Origin of the sequence: Alteromonas sp. 38, from assembly GCF_902506055.1 — a bacterium.
GTDB lineage: Bacteria > Pseudomonadota > Gammaproteobacteria > Enterobacterales > Alteromonadaceae > Alteromonas > Alteromonas lipotrueae.
Map to the genome: position 1 here is coordinate 24092 of NZ_LR733300.1, position 25385 is coordinate 49476.

Annotated in this window: 26 protein-coding genes and 1 tRNA gene; 17 read left to right on the forward strand and 10 right to left on the reverse strand. The window is 43.9% G+C overall.

Going from position 1 to position 25385, the window contains the following annotated elements; all coding sequences use genetic code 11:
- Position 1: 1 nt before the first annotated feature.
- Entirely contained in the window at positions 2-1078 is a 1077-nt protein-coding gene (locus FLAVO9R_RS00120) for a CDP-glycerol glycerophosphotransferase family protein (RefSeq protein WP_159527899.1), read from the reverse strand.
- Between the two features lie 365 nt (positions 1079-1443).
- Here FLAVO9R_RS00120 and rpmB point away from each other — a divergent pair, with 365 nt between their 5' ends.
- The 4 genes from rpmB to mutM all read left to right on the forward strand — a co-directional run bounded on the left by rpmB (position 1444) and on the right by mutM (position 3364).
- Entirely contained in the window at positions 1444-1680 is a 237-nt protein-coding gene (gene rpmB, locus FLAVO9R_RS00125) for a 50S ribosomal protein L28 (protein WP_013786149.1), read from the forward strand.
- Positions 1681-1691: 11 nt separating this feature from the next.
- Positions 1692-1847, forward strand: a complete 156-nt coding sequence (gene rpmG, locus FLAVO9R_RS00130; protein ID WP_013786148.1) for a 50S ribosomal protein L33 — start codon at positions 1692-1694, stop codon at positions 1845-1847.
- 135 nt (positions 1848-1982) lie between these two features.
- On the forward strand, positions 1983-2459 hold the full coding sequence (locus tag FLAVO9R_RS00135) for a hypothetical protein (RefSeq protein ID WP_232370546.1): 477 nt from the start codon (positions 1983-1985) through the stop codon (positions 2457-2459).
- Between the two features lie 95 nt (positions 2460-2554).
- On the forward strand, positions 2555-3364 hold the full coding sequence (gene mutM, locus FLAVO9R_RS00140) for a bifunctional DNA-formamidopyrimidine glycosylase/DNA-(apurinic or apyrimidinic site) lyase (protein ID WP_159527900.1): 810 nt from the start codon (positions 2555-2557) through the stop codon (positions 3362-3364).
- Positions 3365-3448: 84 nt separating this feature from the next.
- On the opposite strand, the gene coaD is transcribed toward mutM, so the two are convergent.
- Positions 3449-3937, reverse strand: a complete 489-nt coding sequence (gene coaD / locus FLAVO9R_RS00145) for a pantetheine-phosphate adenylyltransferase (protein ID WP_159527901.1) — start codon at positions 3935-3937, stop codon at positions 3449-3451.
- Positions 3938-4002: 65 nt separating this feature from the next.
- On the reverse strand, positions 4003-4719 hold the full coding sequence (locus FLAVO9R_RS00150; protein ID WP_013786144.1) for a 3-deoxy-D-manno-octulosonic acid kinase: 717 nt from the start codon (positions 4717-4719) through the stop codon (positions 4003-4005).
- A gap of 94 nt (positions 4720-4813) precedes the next feature.
- Here FLAVO9R_RS00150 and FLAVO9R_RS00155 point away from each other — a divergent pair, with 94 nt between their 5' ends.
- The 8 genes from FLAVO9R_RS00155 to glpG all read left to right on the forward strand — a co-directional run bounded on the left by FLAVO9R_RS00155 (position 4814) and on the right by glpG (position 13599).
- Positions 4814-5815, forward strand: coding sequence for a glycosyltransferase family 9 protein (locus tag FLAVO9R_RS00155; protein WP_159534313.1), 1002 nt, complete (start codon positions 4814-4816; stop codon positions 5813-5815).
- Positions 5816-5983: 168 nt separating this feature from the next.
- Positions 5984-6382, forward strand: coding sequence for a substrate-binding domain-containing protein (locus tag FLAVO9R_RS00160; protein WP_232370547.1), 399 nt, complete (start codon positions 5984-5986; stop codon positions 6380-6382).
- Positions 6379-7572, forward strand: a complete 1194-nt coding sequence (locus tag FLAVO9R_RS00165; RefSeq protein ID WP_159527903.1) for a hypothetical protein — start codon at positions 6379-6381, stop codon at positions 7570-7572. The genes FLAVO9R_RS00160 and FLAVO9R_RS00165 overlap by 4 nt, the downstream gene beginning before the upstream one ends.
- A gap of 8 nt (positions 7573-7580) precedes the next feature.
- Positions 7581-10034: a bifunctional diguanylate cyclase/phosphodiesterase gene (locus FLAVO9R_RS00170; RefSeq protein ID WP_159527904.1), complete on the forward strand. Its 2454-nt coding sequence runs from the start codon at positions 7581-7583 to the stop codon at positions 10032-10034.
- Between the two features lie 154 nt (positions 10035-10188).
- Positions 10189-11385, forward strand: coding sequence for a glycine C-acetyltransferase (kbl, locus tag FLAVO9R_RS00175; protein ID WP_159527905.1), 1197 nt, complete (start codon positions 10189-10191; stop codon positions 11383-11385).
- Positions 11382-12407 carry an L-threonine 3-dehydrogenase gene (gene tdh / locus FLAVO9R_RS00180; RefSeq protein WP_159527906.1) on the forward strand — a complete coding sequence of 342 codons (1026 nt, stop codon included), beginning with the start codon at positions 11382-11384 and terminating at the stop codon, positions 12405-12407. Before kbl ends, tdh begins: the two co-directional genes overlap by 4 nt.
- Positions 12407-12724, forward strand: a complete 318-nt coding sequence (glpE, locus tag FLAVO9R_RS00185) for a thiosulfate sulfurtransferase GlpE (protein ID WP_013786137.1) — start codon at positions 12407-12409, stop codon at positions 12722-12724. Before tdh ends, glpE begins: the two co-directional genes overlap by 1 nt.
- A complete protein-coding gene (gene glpG / locus FLAVO9R_RS00190) occupies positions 12721-13599 on the forward strand; it encodes a rhomboid family intramembrane serine protease GlpG (protein ID WP_159527907.1) in 879 nt (292 codons plus the stop codon). The genes glpE and glpG overlap by 4 nt, the downstream gene beginning before the upstream one ends.
- A 37-nt stretch (positions 13600-13636) precedes the next feature.
- Here glpG and FLAVO9R_RS00195 read toward each other — a convergent pair whose 3' ends face one another.
- Positions 13637-14050, reverse strand: a complete 414-nt coding sequence (locus FLAVO9R_RS00195) for a flagellar basal body-associated protein FliL (protein ID WP_159527908.1) — start codon at positions 14048-14050, stop codon at positions 13637-13639.
- A 198-nt stretch (positions 14051-14248) separates the two neighbouring features.
- Between FLAVO9R_RS00195 and FLAVO9R_RS00200 the strand changes: the two genes are divergently transcribed.
- Entirely contained in the window at positions 14249-14818 is a 570-nt protein-coding gene (locus FLAVO9R_RS00200; protein WP_159527909.1) for a chorismate--pyruvate lyase family protein, read from the forward strand.
- Positions 14802-15698, forward strand: a complete 897-nt coding sequence (ubiA, locus tag FLAVO9R_RS00205; RefSeq protein WP_220100017.1) for a 4-hydroxybenzoate octaprenyltransferase — start codon at positions 14802-14804, stop codon at positions 15696-15698. Before FLAVO9R_RS00200 ends, ubiA begins: the two co-directional genes overlap by 17 nt.
- A gap of 54 nt (positions 15699-15752) precedes the next feature.
- Here ubiA and ubiK read toward each other — a convergent pair whose 3' ends face one another.
- Positions 15753-16016: a ubiquinone biosynthesis accessory factor UbiK gene (gene ubiK, locus FLAVO9R_RS00210; RefSeq protein WP_159527910.1), complete on the reverse strand. Its 264-nt coding sequence runs from the start codon at positions 16014-16016 to the stop codon at positions 15753-15755.
- A 128-nt stretch (positions 16017-16144) separates the two neighbouring features.
- Here ubiK and rep point away from each other — a divergent pair, with 128 nt between their 5' ends.
- The gene (gene rep / locus FLAVO9R_RS00215; protein ID WP_159527911.1) at positions 16145-18160 is read left to right on the forward strand and encodes a DNA helicase Rep; all 2016 of its coding nucleotides are present in this window, start codon (positions 16145-16147) and stop codon (positions 18158-18160) included.
- A gap of 110 nt (positions 18161-18270) precedes the next feature.
- On the opposite strand, the gene FLAVO9R_RS00220 is transcribed toward rep, so the two are convergent.
- Complete coding sequence (locus FLAVO9R_RS00220; protein ID WP_159527912.1) at positions 18271-20871, reverse strand: sensor domain-containing phosphodiesterase; 2601 nt, start codon at positions 20869-20871, stop codon at positions 18271-18273.
- Between the two features lie 107 nt (positions 20872-20978).
- On the reverse strand, positions 20979-21386 hold the full coding sequence (locus FLAVO9R_RS00225) for a c-type cytochrome (RefSeq protein WP_159527913.1): 408 nt from the start codon (positions 21384-21386) through the stop codon (positions 20979-20981).
- A gap of 276 nt (positions 21387-21662) precedes the next feature.
- Here FLAVO9R_RS00225 and FLAVO9R_RS00230 point away from each other — a divergent pair.
- Positions 21663-21739 (forward strand) — tRNA-Arg (locus tag FLAVO9R_RS00230).
- Between the two features lie 72 nt (positions 21740-21811).
- Here the strand turns inward: FLAVO9R_RS00230 and FLAVO9R_RS00235 are convergent.
- The 3 genes from FLAVO9R_RS00235 to FLAVO9R_RS00245 form a co-directional block, all read right to left on the reverse strand.
- Positions 21812-23098 carry a type II toxin-antitoxin system HipA family toxin gene (locus tag FLAVO9R_RS00235; protein ID WP_159527914.1) on the reverse strand — a complete coding sequence of 429 codons (1287 nt, stop codon included), beginning with the start codon at positions 23096-23098 and terminating at the stop codon, positions 21812-21814.
- Position 23099: 1 nt separating this feature from the next.
- A complete protein-coding gene (locus tag FLAVO9R_RS00240) occupies positions 23100-23360 on the reverse strand; it encodes a helix-turn-helix domain-containing protein (protein ID WP_159527915.1) in 261 nt (86 codons plus the stop codon).
- A gap of 356 nt (positions 23361-23716) precedes the next feature.
- Positions 23717-23965 carry a DUF2960 family protein gene (locus tag FLAVO9R_RS00245; protein ID WP_013786123.1) on the reverse strand — a complete coding sequence of 83 codons (249 nt, stop codon included), beginning with the start codon at positions 23963-23965 and terminating at the stop codon, positions 23717-23719.
- A gap of 351 nt (positions 23966-24316) precedes the next feature.
- Between FLAVO9R_RS00245 and FLAVO9R_RS00250 the strand changes: the two genes are divergently transcribed.
- On the forward strand, positions 24317-25360 hold the full coding sequence (locus tag FLAVO9R_RS00250; protein WP_159527916.1) for an AraC family transcriptional regulator: 1044 nt from the start codon (positions 24317-24319) through the stop codon (positions 25358-25360).
- The last annotated feature ends 25 nt before the right edge of the window (positions 25361-25385 follow it).

Consider the following 25385-nt stretch of genomic DNA (forward strand, 5'->3'; position numbering starts at 1 on the left):
ATTATTGTGTTGTAAGATATTCGGCAATGCGGTTGCTGCATTGACCATCAGTAATGCCTACCATTTCTTGCGTGATTTTTTTACGATTTGCGCTTAATTCCATCGGTTGTTTTAAACACTCTTCTATTAACATATTCGCTTGAAAAGCATTGTTAGCTCGATGGGAAATCTCGTTAAATAATGCGATATCAGGATCGAGTCGTTTCTTTAATCTGAAATTGAAGAGACCTGAATAATTCCAGCGTGTATGAAAAAAGTCGCACCATACGATAGGACGATCGATAGAAGCAAATTCAAAAATGGCGGATGATGCATCAGAAAGCATAATATCAGCGACCTGCATGAACGGCAGTAGATCAAAGTCTTTTGCATTTGCCAGATACACATTTTCATAACTTTCCCAGGCTTCAACTCTTTGTTTTTGAGACTTATATTTAGGTTTTGTCAGGCTAAAAAAATGAGGTTTAACAATAATATTTACATTGCTCAATGTTTCAGGCCAGTTTGGGGGAAAGCACTCGATACTTGATGGGAAAAAGGTGGGTGCATACAACACGGTCGGCTTATTTGAATCTAGCCCCAATGCTGACAAATCGAGTAATTGTTCAGTTGCATTAAATATTGGGTCGAGTTTCGCATAGCCTGAGTTTATAAAATGTCTATCGGGATACATTTTTTGTAACCGTTGAAGGCGGCTTTCCCCTTCAACAAATCTGACATCGAAGGGAAATTCAGACACATCGTAATAACAAGCTTTAGGCCCAATGCCGTGCAGCATAAGTGCAAGACGGGCATTAATATGCTTTTTTTGTTCCGCATTAAAATAAGGGCGATTTCCGAATACAATCCAGTCAGCGTTGCTTTTGGTGTAAAGAGAAAGCGTTTCAGTTTTATCTGAAATAAACTGAAACCGAAAGCCTTCTTTTTCTATGACTTCTTGTTTCAGAGCATCTAACCCAAGTTCTTGGTGTAGGACGAACTCGCATAAAATACCCGCTTTTAACAGCATACGAGCGACAGGTATATATTGCGGAATGTAGTAAAGGTGTTGCACATCAAAGAGGACTTTACCTAGCATTTGAAACGCTCCAACATCGCGGCGGCAAAGTTATTAAACAGGCGCACCGTCAATTATTATTATTTTTATTGCGTATAATCTGCGTTTAACGCAGTATAGCGCGCGTTCGTAAAACAGTAACAGAGTTTAAAGCGCGATGACTTTACACTTAAGTGTAATTTTTTAGCTCTTTTTAAAGATAATCGTCATTTTTGACTAAAAATGTGACAAAAATTGAGCTTTTTTCCTTTTCTTATTGAAATTGGGATCTGTTTGCTGTATAAAATGCGCCCTCTAATTTATAGTAATACGTCATTTGATCCAGTGACCTTTTGATAGGTGGAATCGATTGACGCGACAGTTATCGTTGTTCTGGAGACAAATCAATGTCAAGAGTATGTCAAGTAACAGGTAAGCGCCCTACGGTTGGTAATAACCGTTCGCACGCAAGAAACGCGACTCGTCGTCGTTTTTTACCAAACCTTCACTCTCACCGTTTTTGGGTTGAGAGCGAAAACCGTTTCGTTAAGCTACGTTTATCTGCTAAAGGTATGCGTATCATCGATAAAAATGGTATCGATTCAGTACTAACTGACATCCGTGCCCGTGGTGAGAAAATCTAAGGAAGCCTACAATGCGTGATAAAATTAAATTAGTTTCTTCAGCAGGTACAGGTTTCTTCTACACCACTGATAAGAACAAACGTAACATGCCTGGTAAAATGGAGATCAAAAAATTTGATCCTGTTGTACGTAAGCACGTTATGTTCAAAGAGGCCAAAATCAAGTAATAAACTTGCTTTTGTCTCCACGAAAACCCAGCCTTTGCTGGGTTTTTTGCTTTTACTAATATGAAAATATTGCCGCTGGAATATGTCAGTCTCAGGCATTACCATACAAACTATATTCGTTAAATAGGACTGCTGGTGGCAAGACTCTCACAACGCGCTATGAACAATGTGGTTATAGTTGCCATGTTGGTCATGATTGCGCTTTTCAATTTAGATAGTTTTCTGCCTAAACGAAGTGCTCCCGAATTAAGGCCGCTACTGCCACCTGACGCCTACGTACTTAAAATAGAGCATGCCAGTAACAAGTTAGAGAGAAACGGGCAGCAGTGGCGTCAAGTGTCCTCTGAAGGCGACTTACCAGTATCAGCACAGGATCAAATTGCAGCGTGGCAAGTTGCTCAGCTTAAAACCACGTCTTTGGTTGACGACGCATTTCACTCAATTGAGCCCATAGTGGTGGTTATCTGGCTAGCAGGGCAAGCAAATGGCCATGTCTTTGCGTTTTATAACAATACGCAGCCGGTTACCGTAAAGTACAACGGCGTTTGGTACACCCTTGAAAATACTGAGCTGCATACGCTTCTTCCTTGGCTTAGTGAACCCGCTAGTTAATTAAGCGTATTAGCCTAATCATTGCTACCCGTAACCTATGACACTTAACCAATCTTCATTACAACGAATTAGATCACCCAAAGGTGGAGGGGAAAATGCCTGAGTTACCAGAAGTTGAAGTAAGCCGTTTAGGCGTTTCTCCTTATCTGCTAAACGAAACGATAGAAAATATCATTGTGCGTGAACGCAGAATGCGCTGGCCTATTCCCGAGGAAGTGGCGTTAGCTATCGATCAGAAGGTGACAGCCGTTAAGCGTAGAGCCAAATACCTCATGATCGAAACCGAAGCGGGCACGCTTATTTTGCATTTAGGTATGTCGGGTAAGTTGCGAGTCATTGATGCGTCTACACCTGTTGCGAAACACGATCATGTGGATATCGTAATGGCTTCGGGGAAATGCTTACGTTTTAACGACCCTAGACGTTTTGGGGCCTTCTTATGGCAACCCCCAGGGGAAGCGTTGAAATTACTTGCCAACCTTGGGCCAGAGCCATTAACTGACGATTTCGATGATACACGTTTGTTCACTCTGTCTAGAGGCAAAAAAAGTACGGTAAAAAACTTCATCATGGATAACGCTGTTGTGGTGGGCGTAGGGAATATTTATGCCAACGAAGCTTTATTTTTAGCGGGTATCGACCCAAGAAGAGAGGCGGGTAAAGTAAGCCGCGCCCGCTATAAGAACCTTACGCAAATTATTAAACAAGTATTAGCAAAAGCGATAGAACAAGGCGGCACAACGCTAAAAGATTTTGCACAAACCGATGGTAACCCTGGGTACTTTGCACAGCATTTAAATGTGTATGGAAGAAAAGGGGAACCATGTGAGGTATGCAAAACAGAAATACAAAGCAAGGTGATTGGCCAGCGAAATACATTCTTTTGTAAACAGTGTCAGCGCTAGTCAGTATAGACGCTAGATAGAACACACTGCGCTCAATAGGCAGGTTGAGACCAGTGTGTTTTACAATATTATTATTAAAGTGTTTTAGTCTTCGCGGCGCAGTCTATCTTGCAATGCTTGATCGACCACCGGATGGCAAAAACCACCTACTTTACCCCGATGCAGCGCCACTTCTTTTACTAACGTAGATGATATAAAAGAGTTTTCTTCTGCTGGTGTCAAAAACACACTTTCTAATTTTGGATTCAAACGGCGATTCATGTTGGCTAGCTGAAATTCGTATTCGAAATCAGATACCGCACGTAATCCGCGAATAAGAATGGTGGCTTGTTGTTCATCGGCAAAATCTGCAAGTAAGCCTGTGAAACCCATCACTTCTACATTCGGTAAATCGGCGGTGACCTTGCGAATCATTTCCACTCTTTCATCAAGGGTGAATAAGGGTTGTTTGCTGGGGTTCGCGGCAATACCAACTATGACCCGAGAGAAAAGCTGTGATGCCCTTTCTATCAGGTCTGCGTGCCCATTGGTAATGGGATCAAAAGTGCCTGGATAAAGTGCTCGTGTATGCATGTTAATCTAATCTTTATTGTTGTAGGGCAACAGTATCGATAAATATGGGTAGATGCAATTGCAATTCAGCTGCTTCTATAGCCCGCTAAACAATACTGCCAGTCATCTTGAGTCCAGTAAAACTGGGTGTTCAAGCCTTTTTCTTTATTCAACGAGCGTAACAAACGGGACAGGTTATCTTTCTTCCAATGGTGTCCGCGACGTTCATGACAGCGATCAAAATCGATCAACCAAATATTACGCTCATTATCCATCATAATATTTCTGATGTTCGCATCGTGATGATAAATCTGGCAGGCATGCATTTTAGCCAAAGCTTCGCCCACCGCATACCAATCATCTTTTGACAAGGGTTCTCGGGTAAGCATGTGATGCAAGTCTTGGCTTGCCGGAATATTCTGGGTAATAAGATCCCCACGATAAATAAAACCACGGCGATGAATGCGGGCGCCAACCGGTACAGGCACACGCAGGCCATGTTCTCGCATTTTAGTCAAAAGGCGAAACTCTTCAAACGGACGAGAACGCTCTACACCAAGAAAAAAGTACTGATCACTAAGTAATTTCCCAACCAATCCGCCACGCTTAAAATGTCGTAGCACCCAATGCTGAGCATCATGGTCGATAAAAACAGTGGTACCACGGCCTTTGGCCTCACCGGTAATTTTATTTTGGAATAGCCAAAATTCATGACTGAACATATCTACGCTAGGTTCAGTCATGAGTTCATCGTTGTATAAGAAGTGATGCCCAGCACCTAAGTCTCGTCGTATTATCGCCATGACGCCCGTTACTTATGGTAAAATTTACCATTCTAATGAATTATTTCGGCATTTCAGCAACGAGAGAGCATTTGTGGGAAAAAAGATTTGCTTAATGCGTCTATCTGCTATTGGTGATGTCTGCCATGCAGCCGCTATGGTAACACGTATTCAAACCCATTGGCCGGACGCTGAGTTAACTTGGGTCATTGGCAAGGTAGAGTATCAGCTGGTTAAGCTAATGCCGAATGTGCGCTTTATCATTTTTGATAAAAAACAAGGCAAAGCCGCCGTTGAGAGCTTAAAAAATGCAGTGAAAGGTGAAACCTTCGACGCACTGCTTATGATGCAAGTTGCCTTGCGCGCGAACCTAGCCTCTAGAGTTATAAAGGCGAAGCGCAGAATTGGCTTCGACTGGGCCAGAAGCAAAGAGCTGCACTGGTTATTCGCTAACGAGCGAGTCGCGCCACGTCAATACTCTCACGTGCTTGATGGCTTTATGGATTTTGCCGATGCGCTAGGTGTACCAAAAGTCGATACGCCATCATGGAATATTCCTGTTAGCGAAGAAGATGAGCGTTGGGGTAGAAAGCAAGCCGAGGCATTAGGCGACTATGTTGTAATTGCGCCTGCTGCCAGCAAGGCAGAACGTAACTGGCTTCCTGAAAGGTACGCTGAAACTGCTGACTACTTATCACAACAAGGTAAATCAGTCATATTAGTCGGGGGGCCTGGTGAGCTCGATAAAACCACTGCCAATGCTATTTCAGCGTATAAGCCCAGTATAAAAGCAGACTTTACTGGCAAAACCAGTCTTCACCAATTATTGGTATTGCTAAAGCACGCGAGTTTAGTGCTTGCACCCGATACCGGTCCTGCTCACATGGCTACTACCGTAGGCACACCCGTTATTGGATTATATGCGCATTCGAACCCTATTCGCACGGGGCCGTATAACAGTATAGATAACACGGTTTCTGTGTACGATGCGTGTATTGAAATGCAAAAAGGAAAAAAGTGGGAACAATTACCTTGGGGAATTCGCGCGAAGGGCGATAACTTGATGAAAGGTGTTACCACTGATGCGGTTTTTTCAAAAATTAAAGTAGTGCTTTAACGAATACGCACTATTTCTGGGAATTTCTTTTAACCATTATCTACACTTAGCTTACACGCGCCAATTTTTCTAAGACATGGAGAGCCCCCTTTGGTGATTATGCTCGCATTGATTAAGCGAATACGAGCTTTAACTAGCAATACCGAGTACTCGGCACTGGTGCTCAGCATGCTATTTTTAACTTGTAGTCCAGTTGCGCTCGCACAACAGGCCGTCGTGGTCGCCAATGAGTCAGTGGATACCACATCCCTTACTCAGTCAGAATTGCGCCAAATATTTACCGGCCACAAACAATACTGGCGCGACGGAGAAAAAATCCACGTTGTTGTGCTTGAAGATGTTCACACTCTACACAAAGCATTTTGTCGTGAAAACTTACAAATGTTTCCTTACCAACTCTCTCGCCTTTGGGACCAACTTACGTATTCTGGTCAAGGTGTTACACCTACACGGGTATCATCCCAAGAAGCCCTTCTTAAAATGGTAGAGAGTACTGCAGGCGCTATAGGGTATGCAGATATCGACAAAATAAAAAATGAACAAATTATTGAGGTGCGTGAACAATGAATAAGCAAGTGTTCGTATGGTTTCTACGCGCGGTTTTACTTGCGGCATCTAGCTCAATGGTCATGGCACAAGAAGAGCCTAAGTTTTCATGGCATGGGTATATAGCGCAAGGACTAACACAATCGATTGATGGCAATTTTATTACCGAAGATAATAATATTACTGGTGAGTTGTCTGAAGTAGGTATTAACGGCCATTACCGCTTGAGTAATAATTTATCAGTTGCCGGGCAGGTGGTTTATTTGGATGCGGGGAATAGGTTTGAAAAGGGGACAAGGTTAGATTATCTGTTTGTAGATTGGACTATGCCCGATGTGGCTGGGTGGCAAGCACAAGTACACATAGGCCGCTTCAAAAATACGCACTGGTTATATTCAGTAACTCGCGATGTTCCCCAAACGAGAGATACCACGGTTCTCCCTCAATCAGTTTACTTCGATGGCTTTCGTGATATCGCGTTAGGTAGTGACGGGCTTCAGGCAAAATTTAAGAAATACTCAACGGACAACATTTGGGAAGTAAATTGGAGTTACGGTCGTTCTCCATTGAATGACGCTCAAAGAGACTTCTTCCTAGGCGACGATGCCAAGGGGAGTATAGAGCAAGACTTTGTGCACCAAGCCAGCGCTTTTTGGCAACCGGCTAGTATGGCTTGGAGAGTTGGCGTAAGTTGGCTTGAGTCCGATTTCGGATATAAGGCAGCAGAAGTGGACAATCGATTAGACGGTGGCGCTAGCATTCGTAGATTAATGTTTTCTATGCAATATTTTAGCGAAAAATGGCAATTAAGTACCGAGCTAGTAAGAGAATTACAAGAATATGATGGCCTCTTTGCACCTGATTATGTCGATAGGCTAACCGGTGAAGGCGGTTTTGTTCAATTTAGGTACCTATTTAACAACCGTTTTAGCGGCCTTATTGGCTACGACACCTATGTGAACAACGACAATGATCCCAATGGGGATGCCCTTGAAATAAGTACTGGGGGCCTTGTTCCTTCTTACTTTGGTTATATGGATACAGTGACCGTTGGGGCAAGGTGGGATATCTCGCCTAGATGGCGTTTACAGGCCGAGCATCATTGGGTTGACGGAGCCGCAAGAGTCGTGAGCTTACTCGACCCTAGTATAAGAGATCATTCGCAGGAACACTGGCGTATGTGGTCTGTACAGCTGATGTACTGGTTCTAGGTTAACTCATGAAAGTGGAGATGTCCTTTACCACTAAAACCATCATTATGTTGATGGCGATGGTGCTAACCGTCACAGTGGTCATTTCTATGGTGCTGATTCGAGAGTCTGATTCAAGCCTGGTTTTTCAGCAGCAAGAAGAGCAACTAAAAAACCAGCGTCGACTTCAGCTTTTCGAAGATATTCTGCATAACCGTATGGTGTTATGGGTAGACATGTTTAGCCACATCGAAATGGCGAAGCATCAAGATTTAGATTATTTTTATGAAAAACTTCAGCGAAATCAGGAATACCTGATGCTGAACTTTCATGTGGAACAGTTGTATCTGTTTGACCAAGACGGCGTAGTAGGAGAGCAGCCAGCCCCCGTCAGTGATTTTGTTCTAAAATTGGTGCGTAGCACGCAGCAGTCTCTTAGCAGTAGAGCGTTAATTCGCTGCGAGGGTGTATGCACACATTATTTATCAGTGCCTATTATGACCGATGACGAGGTGGTTCCTGTCGTTATTTTGTCTGCTTCATTGCGTGAACTTTTGTCGTTGTTTAATCGCTCTACCGACGCTCATAAGGTTGTGATGGTTCAGCATAAACAAGGCACTGAAAATGAACCCGCCTTAACGCTGTCCAGCCAGCTTTCACAATCTAACCAAGATTATTTAGCCGAGCTCATTGCCGCCTTCCCTAAAGATTGGAGTGTAGAAAAGTTAGTGGTTAAAGGGCTTCGGGTGTCGTTTCAAGGAAAAGAACTATCGGTCAGTTTATTGGCCTTCCCCCACAGCTTAACAGAGCAGCCTTACCTCATGGTTGTGCAAGATATTTCTGCATTAGTACATCAAAAAGAGCAGTACGAACTACTGGTTATAATCAGTGCGATTGTGCTGTTTATCGTGTTCTCATTGCTTCTAAGGCTCTTTCTTAATCAATACCGCTTGAGGCTATTAGGTATAAGTGAACGTTTGCCTATGCTTGCCGACCACAAATTTATCGAATACCGCAAACTGGTTGAAAAAAAGCAGCACGCATCGCTTTGGCGATTAAACGACGAACTTGATGTGGTAGAGGATGCCGCCAATGCACTGGCAAAACAGTTGGAAGATTTCGATGGCCAAATGGCGGTGAATACTGCCAAGCTTGAAAAAATGGCTATGTTTGATGTGCTTACCGGCCTGCCAAATCGGAATATGCTGACCTTTCAGATTGAAAACCAACTTGCCCACTCCGCGCGAGACGATAGGTTGGTTGCACTGATGTTCATGGACTTAGACGACTTTAAAAAAGTCAACGACAGCTATGGTCATGACGTGGGGGATAAGCTTTTAAAAGCAGCCGCTATGCGGATATCACGACCTATCAGGGAAACCGATATTGCGTCACGATTTGGTGGTGATGAGTTCGTTGTATTGTTATCTAGCATCGAAAACAAAGAACAAGTGGAACACGTTGCGAAGAAAATTATTGAAGAATTCGACCAGCCCATTGAAGTGGATGGCATGCAATTCTACGTCTCTATCAGTATAGGTGTAGCCGTGAGCCGCCATGCCAGAGCTACGCCAGTGGAGCTATTGCGGCATGCCGATATTGCTATGTACGAAGCAAAATCGAAAAAAGGCGCGAGCTTTAGAGTTTACGATGCCACTATGAACCTGAAGGTAATGAAAAAGGTTGAACTTGAAGCCGAAGCGCGGGTGGCCCTAAGGGAAAGTCAGTTTAGTTTAGCCTTGCAGCCACAAATCGACCTGCGAACCAATGAGTTAATAGGGTTCGAAGCACTGCTTCGTTGGTATCACCCTGTTAAGGGCACCATATCACCGGCAGAGTTTATTCCTTCGCTTGAAAATACCTCTTTCATGCTAGAGCTTGATTACTGGGTGATAGCCAAGGCTACCTACCTCATTAGAGAGCTTAACGCGAACGGTTACCCGAATGTGAAGTTAGCGATTAACCTCTCTGCGGGGCAGTTTCTCGATCCCAGTCTTCCTGATTTTTTACAGCAACAAATTATTCGCAATGATATTTCGCCATCCCAAGTATGTTTGGAATTAACTGAAACGGTATTGGTCACCGATATTGAGCGGGCAACCTCTATTATGCGTACTATTAGAGATATGGGGTGTACACTGGCCATTGATGATTTTGGAACGGGCTATTCGTCACTCAGTTACTTAAAATCACTACCTGCAGACTTCATAAAAATCGACCGTTCATTCGTTGCCAATATCATCGAGAATGCTGACGATAGAAACATCGTGCATTCCACTATTGCCATGGTGCGAAAAATGGGGTTAATTGTGGTAGCTGAAGGTATTGAAACAGCAGAGCAATTTGAAATGCTATGTCACTTTGATTGTCAGATGGGGCAGGGGTACTTAATTAGTCGGCCTATTCCAGAGCCAGATATTTGGACTACCCTAAGCAAAAACGTACACTTGGGCATATGGGACAGCACGCAATCTAACGAGTAAGGCCTACTAGCCTGCTAGATTTGTTAGCTATAGCTAACAAGTGTACGAAAAAGTTTACGGCTGCGAGTTTTAATACTGTTAAAACGCCCCCTTTCTTGTGTAAGCTTTCTATCGCTTTCTTTAAAATACATTTTTTTTAATTTCGGAGTCTGACATGTCAGCGGCATTTATCTCTCACCTGCAAGCGCAAATTGAGGCCACTAAAGAAGATGGTCTGTATAAAAAAGAGCGCGTTATTACTTCACAGCAACAAGCAGATATAGACGTGGCTAATGGCGAGCATGTCATCAACTTCTGTGCGAACAACTATTTGGGGTTGGCTAATCACCCCGACCTTATCGCTGCGGCCAAAAACGGCCTTGAAACCCACGGGTTTGGTATGGCGTCTGTGCGCTTTATTTGTGGTACGCAAGACATACACAAGCAGCTAGAAACTGAAATCAGTGGCTTCCTAGGTACCGAAGATACCATTTTATACCCCTCATGCTTCGATGCTAACGGTGGGTTATTTGAAACCTTACTTGGCCCAGAAGACGCTATTATTTCCGATGCGCTAAACCATGCCAGCATCATCGACGGCGTACGTTTATGTAAAGCTAAGCGCTACCGTTATGCCAACAACGACATGGAAGCATTGGAAGACCAGCTTAAGCAAGCCATTGCCGACGGGGCACGCTTTAAAGTGATTGCCACAGATGGCGTATTCTCGATGGACGGTGTTATTGCCAACCTAGCAGGCATTTGTGATCTGGCTGAAAAGTACGATGCATTGGTAATGGTAGACGATTGCCACGCCACGGGGTTTTTAGGCGAAAATGGCAAAGGTAGCCATGAATACTGCGGCGTAATGGGTCGCGTTGATATTATCACCGGCACCTTAGGTAAAGCCCTAGGCGGCGCATCAGGCGGCTATACATCAGGTAAAAAAGAAGTGGTTGAATGGTTGCGTCAACGCTCTCGTCCTTACTTATTCTCAAACTCTGTTGCGCCACCTATTGTATCGGCGTCTTTAAAAGTATTCGAGATGATGAAAGATGGCGCCGCACTACGCGAACAACTGTGGCGCAACTCGGCACACTTCCGTGCTCGCATGGAAGACGCGGGCTTTACCCTTGCTGGTAAAGATCACGCCATCATTCCGGTAATGCTAGGCGATGCACGCATTGCTAGCGACATGGCAGACAAGCTGCTTGAAAAAGGCATTTATGTGATTGGTTTCTCATACCCAGTAGTGCCAAAAGGACAAGCCAGAATTCGTACCCAAATGTCAGCAGGGCATTCTATTGAACACGTAGACAAAGCCATTGATGCATTTATTGAAGTAGGCCGTGAAATGGGAGTGATTGCATGAAGTCGTTAGTTAAAGCAAAAGCCGAAAAAGGTATTTGGCTTCAAGATACCCAAGAGCCTGAAGTTGGCCACAACGATTTATTAATCAAAATTCGTAAAACCGCCATTTGCGGTACCGACATGCATATTTACAACTGGGACGATTGGTCTCAACAAACCATTCCTGTACCTATGGTAGTGGGCCATGAGTATGTTGGTGAAGTGGTTGGCATGGGTCAAGAAGTACGCGGCTTTGCTGTTGGGGATAGAGTGTCTGGCGAAGGCCACATTACTTGTGGTCACTGCAGAAACTGTCGTGCAGGCCGTCGCCATTTATGCCGCAATACCGAAGGTGTAGGCGTAAATCGTCCAGGCGCATTTGCAGAATATTTGGTTATTCCTGCCTTTAACGCGTTCAAAATCCCTGACAACATCTCTGATGAACTGGCTTCTATTTTCGACCCATTTGGAAATGCCGTACATACCGCACTAAGTTTTGACCTAGTGGGTGAAGATGTACTCATTACCGGTGCAGGCCCTATTGGTATTATGGCAGCTGCAGTGGCGCGTCACGTGGGTGCCCGCCATGTGGTTATCACCGACATCAACCCGTATCGCCTAGAGCTTGCCAGCAAGATGGGCGCTACTCGCGCCGTTGATGTTAGCAAAGAAGACTTGCAAGACGTGATGAACGAGCTTGGTATGAGTGAAGGCTTTGATGTTGGCCTTGAAATGTCGGGCGTACCGGTAGCCTTTCGCGACATGCTAAAGAAAATGAATCACGGCGGTAAGGTGGCAATGCTAGGTATTCCACCACAAGATGTTTCAGTTGATTGGAACCAAGTTATCTTTAAAGGCTTGGTGATCAAAGGTATATACGGTCGTGAAATGTTCGAAACCTGGTACAAAATGGCAAGTCTGCTGCAAAGTGGCTTAGATTTATCGCCAATCATCACACATACCTTTTCGGTTGATGACTTTCAGAAAGGTTTTGATACCATGGGGTCAGGACAATCAGGCAAAGTTATACTGGACTGGCAATAATGACAGCATTTTCACACATTAGTGTACAAGACGTAGCAAACTTCAATGGCGATGTAGCCATTGTAGATATTCGTGACCCACAATCATTTGCCAATGGTCACATGCCAGAAGCGAAGCCGTTAAATAACGATAACTTCGCGGCCTTTGTAGAACAAACGCCAAAAGAAACCCCTGTTGTAGTGGTGTGCTATCACGGCGTAAGCAGCCAGCAAGCCGCGCAGGTTATTGCTGAGCAAGGTTTTAACACCGTTTATAGTATGGATGGCGGTTTTGAAGCATGGCGATTAGGCCAGTCTGTGGTGTCTGAAAATTCGTGAGCCATCCTTTAATTGCTTTTCGTCAGCAAGGCGTGGCGCATTTACTGGCTAACTACTTAGGTAGCCAGAATATTCGCGCCACGGTTAAGCCTACTGAAGCGGGGGATGAGTTTGTTGTATTATTGGCAGACGACAACGATGCGCTGAAAGCCCGCGCCATTACTGAAGAATTTATTCAGCAACCGAACAATCCTAAATACCAGCAAGCCGCTTGGCAGCATGGCGAGAACGTCGATTTAGTGCCCTCACGTCAGTTCGATGCAAAAGGGTTTATTAGCAACGCTTTATCAGTGCCTTTTACTAGCATTGTATTTTTGCTTTGCGTGCTGGTATACGGTTTATCGTTGTTAGGCTTATTCAGTCCTATCGCGCTACATTTACTCATGCAGCCACTTAGTGTGCTTGCCGAAAATCATGAATGGTGGAGGCTATTAGGCCCCGCATTTATTCATTTCAGCGCACTACATATTATCTTCAATCTGCTTTGGTGGTGCATGCTAGGCGCCAAAATTGAGAGTACTTTTGGCAAAAGTATGCTGCTTGTGGTGTTTGCACTGTCGGCCATTATATCAAACGTGGCTCAAGCCATGTTTACCACGCCAGTGCAGGGTAACTTAATGCTATTTGGTGGTCTTTCGGGGGTGGTATACGCCGTAATGGGCTTTGTATGGTGGTTAGGTTGGTTGAAGCCACAGTGGGGCTTGTCGCTGCCTAAATCGGTAGTTGGTTTTATGTTGGTGTGGCTAGTATTAGGCTTTGCCGATGTGTTGTGGGTGAATATGGCCAACGCGGCGCACACTGCGGGGTTAATTACCGGCTGTTTACTAGCGGGGCTGCTAAGTCTTGGGGCCGATAAACGAAAGCAGGGGCAATAGCGCCTGCTTTATTGACTCGGTGCTGCTGTAGTAGCGTTTAGCCCTGATATAAATACTTAGTGAAAATAACGTTCTTGACAACCTCGCCACCGGTTTCTTTTTTCATATGATCTTGAAGCGCTTTAAGAATGGCACGGCGAATATCTTCTCTGCCCGTTAGCGATTTTACTTTTTCTTCAGGTTGTCTGCCGAAAATATCGATGGCGGTTGCACGTAATAGCGGCATATGGTGCTCCGCAATTTCTAACTGATCTACGTCATAAATCATTAATTCAACGGTAACGCGAACGTACCCCAGCTTTTTTGAAGACTCGCCAATATAATTGGTAACGATGTCTGGCTCTAACCCAAGATAAGCAAAGTTTGCCTTTTCTTGCGCAAATGCAGGCGTGAAAGCACTACTAACTAATAGAGCGGTAGCTATAAAACGTGAAGCAAGTGACTTTGTCATGATTTGAGCCGAAAATACCAATTAATTTAAATGACAGGCTGTAGTGTAGCAAATCATAGGTTAATGACACTACTGCAAAAGTACTAAGGTACACGTAAAATCAATATGCTAGCTATTTGCAATCAGATAAACCACCATGTCACCAACAAGTGATATGATACTTTTTTTATCGTGCAAAATTATGACAGAGATTTGGTAGTGAGTTTTCCTAGCAGCTTTCCCGTTGGCCTAAATGTAGAGTGGATGCAAGCCGACAGTGGGCCCCGTAACAATCCATATTTAAAAAATTGGTTGTTAGATACAGGTTCGTTAACCGAGCGGGTGCAGTCGCTTTGCCATCAATTTTCATTAAACGTACTAGGGCAGGCTGAAACTGCACTTCATGCCAATGAGCAAAGCCTGCTATCGAATTCGCTAACACATCAGACTTCACAGGCATTCCAGGTGCGAGAAGTACTGTTGTGTGGCAATACTCTACCATGGGTTTTTGCTCGTTCGGTTATTCCTCAGCGTTTGATTGAAGCTGAGTTAGCAAATTTAGGCAGTGAACCTTTAGGTAAGCGACTGTTTAATGATGCTAGGTTTTTACGTTCAGAATTTGAACTATGTTGCTTGCCAGCAATAGCATTAGGCTTTGAACGCGACCAACAATTATGGGGCCGACGTTCATTGTTTACGTTGGGTGAAGACAGCATGATAGTGGCTGAAGTATTTCTACCCGATGCCCCCGTTTATTATTCAAGGTACGACAATGGCACTGACTCTTAATCTAGCCCAGAATATCAATCATATAAAGCAGCATCCATCTGCTTATATTCGCCTGATGAGGCTAGATAAGCCAGTGGGTATTTACCTGCTGCTTTGGCCTACTTTTTGGGCATTACTTATGGCCTCTGAAGGCTTACCGAGTGTCGGCATCGCGCTTATTTTTACCGCCGGCGTGGTAGTTATGCGTTCAGCGGGCTGTGTTATTAACGACTACGCCGATAGAAAAGTAGATGGCAGCGTAAAACGCACTGCCACGCGGCCACTGGCCACGGGCGAAGTTACCACTAACCAAGCACTAACCCTGTTTGCGGGTCTAATCGTATTGGCCTTCTTGTTAGTGCTGATGCTAAATTGGCAAACCGTTGCTTTATCTGTAATTGCGCTGTTACTAGCTGCTAGTTACCCCTTTATGAAACGCTACACCCACTTACCGCAAGTGGTATTGGGTGCTGCCTTTGGGTGGGCAATACCCATGGCGTTTATGGCCGTGTCTGAAACTGTGCCAGCGTATGGTTGGTGGCTGTTTGTGGCGAATCTATTATGGACGGTAGCCTACGACACCATGTATGCCATGGTAGACAGAGACGACGACCTAGAAATAGGGGTGAAATCAACCGCCATTTTATTCGGCAAATACGACGTGCCTATCATTATTGGGCTTCAAGCCACCATGCTAGTTATTTTGTATTTTATTGGCGTGGCTATCGAAGCACATTGGCCGTATTACTTATCGCTAATCATAGGGGCAGGGCTGTTTTACCGCCAGTATCAATTTATTAAGAACAGACAGCGAGAAGGCTGCTTTACGGCCTTTATTGAAAATCACTATGTGGGCTTGGTATTTACGTTAGGTTTAGTGGCAAATTTTTGGATAGGTTAAGCGGTTCAGTTATTAGCTAACACAATGAACCGCTTAGCATTAATGAGTAAAAAGCTATTCAGGTTTGGTTGTTTCTGCCGCTTTCGCTTCTAATTGAACAATGCGAGCTTCCATTGCGTCTAACTTTTCGCGAGTGCGAATAAGCACCTGGCTTTGAATATCGAACTCTTCACGAGTGACTAAATCAAGCTTCGAAAGCTGCGACTGTAAAACCTGTTTAATTTTACCTTCTGCGCCTTCAGCCATGTTACGCACACCCGGTGGTACGGCGTCAGCAATCTGTTTCGCTAAATCTTCGAGTTTTTTCGGATCCAACATGGATTTCCCTTATAATGCGCTTCGTTAGAATAGGCTTCTATTCTATCGGTATCGCCACTTCTTGCAATGAAAAAGCACATTAAAGAAAAGCATGGCACACATTACACCTGTTAGGTTTTAGGAACGCAATGAAATTAAACGATGCGCAACAATCAGCTGTCACTTTTGTGTCGGGCCCCTGCTTAGTTTTAGCCGGTGCCGGCAGTGGTAAAACTCGGGTTATTACCAACAAAATTGCGCACCTAGTAAGAAATTGCGATATGCCAGCACGGTATATCGCCGCGGTAACCTTTACCAACAAAGCCGCCCGAGAAATGAAAGAGCGGGTAGCCGAAACCTTAGGTAAGCCAGAAGCACGTGGTTTGAAGGTATGTACCTTTCACACCATGGGGCTAACCATTATAAAAGCCCATATTAAAGAGCTAGGCTTAAAGCCTGGTTTTTCATTGTTCGATGACAAAGACTCGTTGGCACTATTAACCGATTTAACCGAAGACACGCTAGACGGCGACAAAGATCAGCTTTCGCTATTACAAAGCTGTATTTCGAATTGGAAGAACGACTTACTGCTGCCCGAGGCGTTATTAAAGCAAGCCACCAGTACCGGTGAACGGGAATTTGCCGAAGCTTATAAGCGCTATCAAGATAACTTACGTGCTTACAACGCGCTTGATTTCGATGATCTTATTTTGTTGCCCACACTGCTATTAAAAACCAGTGAAACCGCACGAGCCAAGTGGCAAAACAAAATTCGTTATCTGCTGGTGGATGAGTACCAGGATACCAACACCAGTCAATATGAGCTGGTAAAGCTATTGGTAGGTGAGCGCTCGCGCTTTACCGTGGTAGGCGACGACGACCAATCTATTTATTCATGGCGCGGTGCTAAGCCACAAAACTTAAACTTGCTACAGCAAGATTTCCCGCGCTTGAATGTAATAAAGCTACAGCAGAATTACCGCTCTTCAGGGCGAATACTGCATTGCGCGAACATCCTTATTCAGAACAACCCCCATTTGTTCGACAAAACCCTGTTCTCAGAACTGCAATACGGTGAGCAGCTTAGAGTCATAGAAGCAAAAAACGAAGAACACGAAGCTGAACGAGTGGTGGCTGAACTGTTAGCGCACAAGTTTATGAACCGTACTAAGTTTAAAGACTACGCCATTTTATACCGAGGAAACCACCAAAGTCGCTTGTTCGAAAAGCTACTGATGAGCAACCGTATTCCATATAAAATTAGTGGTGGTATGTCGTTCTTCGGGCGCACCGAAGTGAAAGACATCATGGCTTACTTGCGTTTGTTGGTGAACCAAGATGATGACAACGCATTACTACGGGTAATTAACAGGCCAAGTCGCGGCATAGGGCGTGTAACGCTGGAAAAACTCGGCAACTTTGCCAATAGCTTAGGCGTACCCATGTTTGAAGCGGCTACCCATCCTAATTTGAACAGTGTGCTATCTGGTAAAGCTTACGATGCCGTATCGGGGTTTGCTCGCTGGATAGTAGAAGTGGCTGATAACGCAACTCGTGGCGACACTAAGGACGCCCTTCGTGGCATGATCAAGTCGATGAGCTACGAAGAATGGTTATACGAACAAAGCGCTAGCCCTAAAGCGGCTGAAATGGGCATGGCTAACGTGAGTACGCTATTTGGCTGGGTAACCGACATGCTAGAAGGCAACGAGCTTGATAGTCCCATGAACCTAACCGAAGTAGTAAACCGCCTTATTTTACGCGACATGATGGAGCGAGGCGAAGACGACGGCGATGGCGATCAAGTACAACTAATGACACTGCACGCTTCCAAAGGGCTAGAGTTTCCAATTGTGTTCTTAGTGGGCATGGAAGAAGGTTTGTTACCGCATCAAAGCAGTGTAGATGAAGACAACGTAGAAGAAGAGCGTCGCTTGGCGTATGTAGGCATAACCCGCGCGCAGCGAGAGCTTATTTTTAGTCTAGCAAAAGAGCGCCGTCAATTCGGTGAAGTCATCAACCCCGAGCCAAGCCGCTTCCTGTATGAGCTGCCCACAGACGATCTTCAATGGGAAAATCAAAAGCCTAAAGAAAGTGCCGAAGTGCGTCAGCAAAAAGGGCAAAGTAGTATCGCTAATTTAAGAGACATGCTGGGTAAAAAGTAGCGCAGACGGTTACTATTGTAGGGTGATACAAGTCACAGCAACAACCCTCACTGATAATCTGAATGAAAAGATATTAGTGATAAATAGCGGGGGATGATAACAACAAACAGCTAGCCTGCTAGCTTTTTCATATCAAGAACGGTAGCGCGAGTAAGCACTTTACCCTGCCCATAATTGCACTCAATGTCAGTTAGCGCATCTAGCTGTGCGGGGGCATCAACGCCTTCGGCAATAACCTTAAATTTAAGGTGCTCAGAAATAAGCATTACTGATTGAATAAGTTTAAGGTTTCGCTGCGAACGCGGTAGCGAACGCACAAACCGGTGGTCTATTTTGATGAAATCGAACGGGTAGGCAAATAAGTAACTAAGCGATGCTAAACCGCTACCAAAGTTATCTAGCACCAAGGTAACCCCAGCGCGTTTCAACTTCTTAATAGCAGGTAATATAAACTGTGAACGGCGATTTAAGTCGTTTTCATCGAACTCGAATACCAGATCATGGGACGATATTTTGTATTCGTCTATCAGCGAAATCATTTGATTCACCATAGACGCTTGCAGCAAATGAATAATAGAAACGTTCACCGCAATACGGCCAGTGTCTTCACCTGTCGTTTTCGCGTGGGCCAGTAACTCACAGGCTTTGCGTAACTGAAACAAATCTAAATCTAACGTTAAGCCACTTTGTTCAGCCACTTGGCGAAACTGCTCTCGGGCTATTTTGCCAAAAGTAGGGTGACTCCAACGCACATACATCTCGTTATAAAGCGTTGTGTTGTCTCTTAAATCAATCACAGGCTGTAAAAAGTATTCAAACTCTTCATCGCGCAAGGCCCGGCGAAATTCGTTTTCTAGTTCAAGTTCTTCAATTAGGCGGTCGCGCATGCTCTTATCGAACATAACAAATCGGCCACGGCCCAAAGTTTTGGCTTGGTACATAGCGGCATCAGCGTCACGCAGTACTTCATCGGCACTACGATAATACGATTCTAAATTAGCTATACCGATACTGGCACCCGAATACATTTCGCGGCCGTCTAATAAAAATGGTTCTGAAATAGAGTTGATAATACGAGACGCAACTTCTTGTACGTCGGTTAAATCTTCAAAATTATCGAGTAATACAACAAACTCATCGCCACCTAATCGGGCTAACAAGTCATGCCCACGAATGCATATTGCAATACGCCTAGCCACTTCAACTAAGAACTCATCACCCGCGTGATGGCCTAAGGTATCGTTAATAACCTTAAACCTATCTAAGTCGATAAATAAAACAGCAAAGTAGTTTTCGGCGTAGCGCTGCTTACTGGCAATGGCTAGTTCAAGCCTACTGGTAAACATTGACCGGTTCGGAAGGTCGGTAAGTGAGTCGTGATGCGCGTCGTGAATAAGCTTAAGCTCAATTTCTTTACGCTCTTCAATCTGCTGCTTTAAGTATTTGTTAGCTCTATCAAGCTCGGCTGTGCGCGCAGCAACTCTAAGCTCTAGCTCACTGTTGTGGCGATGAATTTCTTCAGTACTGCGCTTACGCTCCATGGTTACTGCAATATGGTGCGAAACAAAGCGTAGTAGCTCTAAGTCTCTTGCGGTGTATTTGGCATGCTTACCATAGGTTTGCACCGCAATTACCCCAAACACTTCACCATCTACCACTAGGGGAGACCCTAGCCAAGAGTTGGCACTGTTTAGCATGGTTTGGGCAACAGACACGTCAATTTCACCCGCCTCGGCAAGTTCTAATACCCTAGGTGGGTTAATCAGTTCAGCTTGGCCGGTACGCAGTACAAATTCAGTTAACCCCAACCCCATAGGGCGAGATTCCACTTCCGCATGTTCCATATCACTGAAATACGGGAACTCCAGCATTTGCTTCGATTCATCAATAATAGAGATGAAGCAGTTTGGTGCACTAATTAAGCGGGCTAGAATTTCGTGCAAGCTAGAATAGAAGACCGACATGTCGCCTTCTAGGTTTGCTGCTAATTCAGAAATTTCAAACAAGGCTTGCTGTAACGACTCTACTTTTTGGCGCTCTAGAATTTCTTCTTGAAGGTCGTCGTTAATTTTTCTTAGCTGGCGAGTACGTTCACGAATGGTACGTTCGGTAAGTTCGCGGTTTTTAACCCGGTCAACCGTGGTCACAATGTGCTGAGAAACAAACAGCAGTACTTCTAAGTCTTCTTGGGTGTAATGCACGCCGTCGTCGTAGGTTTGAACCACCATGGCACCTATTACCTGGCTGCCACGTTTCAAAGGAACCCCAAGTAATTCGAAAGGCTGTGAGCCTACTAACTTGATACCATGATCTTCAGCGAACACTTGCTCTTCTGAACGTTTGTAAAACAAATGCTGACCGGTGCGCAGTATATAGCCAGTCATACCGTCCATTAACGAATCGGCAGGTAATTGCTTCACAGTTTGCTCGTCAAATTCGTCAACAAAATAGGTGAAGTCGACAATTTGACTTTCTTGTTCATAGAAGGCAACAAAGAAATTATCAGCGTTCATGAAATCAGCAATGATTTCATGAATAGCAGTATAAAGGCGGTTTAGATGACTAACAGAACTTGCAAGCTCGGAAATGTCGAATAGCGCTTTCTGAACGCGTTCAGCACGCTTATATTTATTAGTGAGTTGTTGAAGCTGCGGTATAATTTCCCGCAGCTCTTCTTCTGTCAACTCATATTGCGTTGAATCTGATGACATTCCGTTCGCCGGCAAGTAAAAAGAGCTTATTCTTAGATGCGGTTAAATTACCCGATCTACTCGAAAAACGCTACTTTTTCCAACAAATTGTTAGTAAATGAGGAAGGTTATATACCTTCAATCATGTACTCAATTGCGGCTTTAATTTCATCATCAGAGCACGAAGCACAAGTTCCACGAGGAGGCATAGCGTTAATGCCGTTAAGGGCATTTTGCCAAACGCCGTCTAGGCCTTTTTCGTCTAAACGAGGCTGCCAATCAGCGGCTACGTGTAATTTTGGTGCACCAAGTACGCCAGAACTATGACACGCTACACAGGCAGAGTTATAAACATCTTCACCCGACTTAGCACCACCACCTGCAGCAGCAGGGCCAGCAGCTTCAGCGCCAGCTACGTGTATCTGACCAACCGGCTTAATACGGTTAGCAATATCGTCGTTACTCATTTCTTGTGCTTGCGCCGCAAACACAGTAAGTGCTGTAGCTGCAACAATAAACCAGGTTTTCAATTTCACATCTGTCTCCAGGCAATCACGAACTTTAATTAAAGTATAACTGGCCAGATTATAACGGGAATTCAAGGGCGAACAACTATTTGCTACCAATTACCTATAAAAAGTAAGGATAAAGTACCTTTAAAACCCATTAAAGTAAGAGAATTACATAAACCAGTTGATGCGAGCCCATGGCCTAAGTATTATTACGCCGCGCTTAAGCAGGAAGTTTACCTACACCACGTTCTTATTCCTTTAGAACAGGTTAAATTTTTATCACATTAAGCCATTTTCAATGCACCCGTAGCTCAGCTGGATAGAGCGTCGCCCTCCGGAGGCGAAGGTCACAGGTTCGAATCCTGTCGGGTGCGCCATTTTCCTCGAATTCTTGTGTCGAATTTTAAAAGAACAACTGGCCAAGATAGTTGCGCTCAATCTCTGGTTATTTATAACAACTTTTTAGATGCTTGCTTTCTCAGTCCAGAAAAAATTGCCTCCGCTACATAGGGGGGAAAGTTATCGGGAATTTTACCTTCGACTTTAGCAATAGCGTTTTCAACATTATCGACAAAGTATTCGTAGTGTGATGCAGCTTTGTCCGAAGGGTATTTCACCTGCAATGCAGTCGATACAAAATGACGAGGCTGAATATCGTTCCATTTCCAGTGCGTATTTTTACCTTTTAAAGACATGGACATTTTAATCTTTTGCGGCTGTAAGGCTTTTTTAGTCATTACAGGAAACGCCGACACGACATCATATAAAGGGGTCATTTTATACGTGTTTTCAGGCTCTAAAAATACGCTAAAATTCTTACCATGACCGTCAATAGCAGCAATTAGCCAAAAGAATATCTGAGTCCTAAAAAAAGTTTCTCTATCTTTCCCGTTAGACGAAGCCGTGAGCAAATTTAAGCAGTCTGTAATTCCTGGGCCACCATCAGATTGGTATTTTTGAGCAGATGAAATGCCCATTGCCTGACAAAAATCTTCTTGGGGTAGGCGCATGAGCCATGAACCGTCAGATGCATATTTACGGTCAAAGCGTTCAACGCTTAGAACTTTCTGGTCGCCAAAGTAAAGCACCTCTGCATTAGCCACATTAAAATCAAAGGCTCTCGCCAGCTCTAGGCAAATAAATTCGTTCTCACAGCTATCGGTTAAATCGATACCCACTTGCGGTAACTCGCCCATGGGTAATTTCATTATGTGACTTGTTGGTGTTGAGCCCGTCGGTTTCACCCATTGTTGGCCAATTTTAAGTAGCGCGGTTTTTTCCTGGGCGCCAGCAATTGAAATCCGAAAGTCATCATCGTCATTTTCCATTCCAAGCGCTGTATGTTTGTAGCCTTGCAATAACTTCTCAACGTCTAGATCTGACAGCACCTTGTAGTTTAGCTGTTGTACAGACTCGGTTTGTTCTGAAACTAATTGAATAGCGCCCACACAATCTTTGCCTACCGCCGCTAAAAGATCGAACGCATGTCCAGAGCCTACATTGAACCTAGCCTGTATTTTATTTCGTATGGTTAGACTATCGGGAAGCAAATTGTCGAAGAAGTTATACACTACGTCGCCAGCGTATTTTTGCTTAGTAATAGGTAGCGACAAAGAAATAGGCCGTGCGCCTGCGCGCTTCATCCAACGTTCGGTATAAGAAAAATGGAGCCCACCGCTCTTGTCTTTTAACAGTGTACCTACTTTGACCCCGTTAAGGCTTACCATCAGCTCCATATTACCACTCCTGATCCCAGCCACTATCGGTCTTTTGGCCGCTTTCATTTTCTTGCTTTGGCTTCAGCTCAATAGAGAGACCTAATTCATGCGCAATTTTAAAGAGGGTATCAATACGGGAGGTACCGGCGGAATTTTCAATAGCCGAGATGGTTTTTTGCTTTAAACCAACATGCTCGGCCACATCGGTCTGCGTACGTGCCAGATTATTTCGATGCAGCTTTATATAATCAGCCAGTTCTTTTGAGTTATTAAGCTTCATTATGTTTCTCCACTATTAACCCCCTTCAAGGTATAACTGTTGCGATATCCCTTATAAGGTATATTAAGTTAAATATACCCTTAATGGTATATATGTCAAATTATACCCTGCAGGGTATTTGGGGTTTACTTAAACACATGCTTGAGTGGGAGATAATTGAATATTAACTTTCACGGGACTATTTGAATAAAATGCCCGTTTAAAGCTTTAACGCATAATGGCATCTATAAAAAAAGGGTCGTGTATGACCAGTAATGCGAAAGCCGTAAACCTTAATTTCTTTTCGGTTTAGTTCTGCGCGTACTAATGCCCATAAGTCATTTCAGTATTGTTGTGCGTTGTAAAGTGTAGCGCCATCATTCTTGGCCATTTTTTAAGAAGTACAAATCAGAAAATCCCATTTTTATAAATTCGGCATCTCTAAAATTTCTTACAGTTTTTTTGTCTTTACTGATTGAGGCAAGTTGCTGCTCAGTTTGCAAAAACTGGGTAAGGTCTATTCCTTCAGCATCGGCCACGGCTTCATGCATATTTTGATATCGGCTGTAAGAAAAATTTATTTCTTTTGCCACACCATTAAATTTATAACGTACTTTATGGGCCATGTTCTACTCAGGTTGGTCTATCGAATTCGAAAACGGTTTAACCGCTATTATAACCGTAATTAGCGGTGCATATTGAAAAAGCTTAGTAATAAAGCTATCGAGGTCAGGTGAACATTGTTTGGCGACGTCGGCCAAATAAAACTGGGCGAGCATGAAGAAAAGCCCGAGTTCTCGCCAGTATCATGGGCCGTTATCTTCCTATTTACCTTATTGACTGAACGAGATACATTTTTATACAGCTAGCGTAAAGTAACCTTGCTTATTGACAACAAATATAGCTAAATGGTGAAAGTGTCAAATAGCTGTTTTAAAACAATAATTATTAATCACATAGAGCCTTTAAACTAGAAAATGAATAATAAACTGACGTTGTTTACCATCAATTTTCCCTATTACTTTATTCGGGCCGTTATTAATTTTTTAGCATCTAAAGGCATCGAAAGAACAAAACTGTTGGAGTTAATTGATACGGATGCCGATGAAATCAATCAGTCGTCTAGGCACTATGCAAGTCACGAATATGAAAAGCTACTTTCATATGGAGCTCGGGAACTTGGTATAAAGAATATTGGGTTTAAGTTCGGGAAAACGTTCGATATTAGTATTTGGGGTCTGTTTGGTCATATCGTAACGGCAAGCCCCAACTTGTGGAAGGTTTTAGAATATCAGAAGCGATACCAGTGTTTGTTAGGTAACTCAGGAAGGGCATATCATGAAAAAGATGGCGATAGGATAATTCTGCGTTGGCTCTCGGGTATGGAAGCAAGCTCAAATAATATTGAGCACGTAATATCTGCATGGATAACCTTTGCGTTTACCCACTATCAATCTGATGATAAACCGATATCGGTGCATTTTAACCATTCACCATTGGCTGATGTTGGTGAATATGAAGCCTTCTTTGGTTGCCCTGTCTTCTTCAATGCGAATTTCAACGGCGTAATTATTAACGAATCTTCGCTGAACATTCCGATAAAGTCGTACAATGAAGAAGTGATGAACGTTTTATGCTGCCACGCTGAGAATCAGCTCGCTTCACTACGTTCCAATGTCTCTTTAGAAATTATTACTCAGTTTATCGTTGAAACCCTACCTGAGCGAGTACCTGAGCTAACCGATATAGCCAACCATTTGTCGATTAGCCCGAGACAAGTTCAGCGAAAATTTCAAAAGGAAGGCACCAATTTAACCAATCTGTTGGAAGACATTCGTATTAGTCTAGCAACATCGTACTTGAGCCAAACCGATCACAAGTTGTTGTATATTTCGCTAATGCTAGGATATTCGGAACAAAGTGCATTTCAACGTGCATTTAAACGATGGACGGGGCTTACTCCACAGTCTTTCCGTCAAACACCTATGGCAATAATAAAAAATGGAAGCCCCACACAGTGACGAACAAAGCCTCCAATAAAACTTT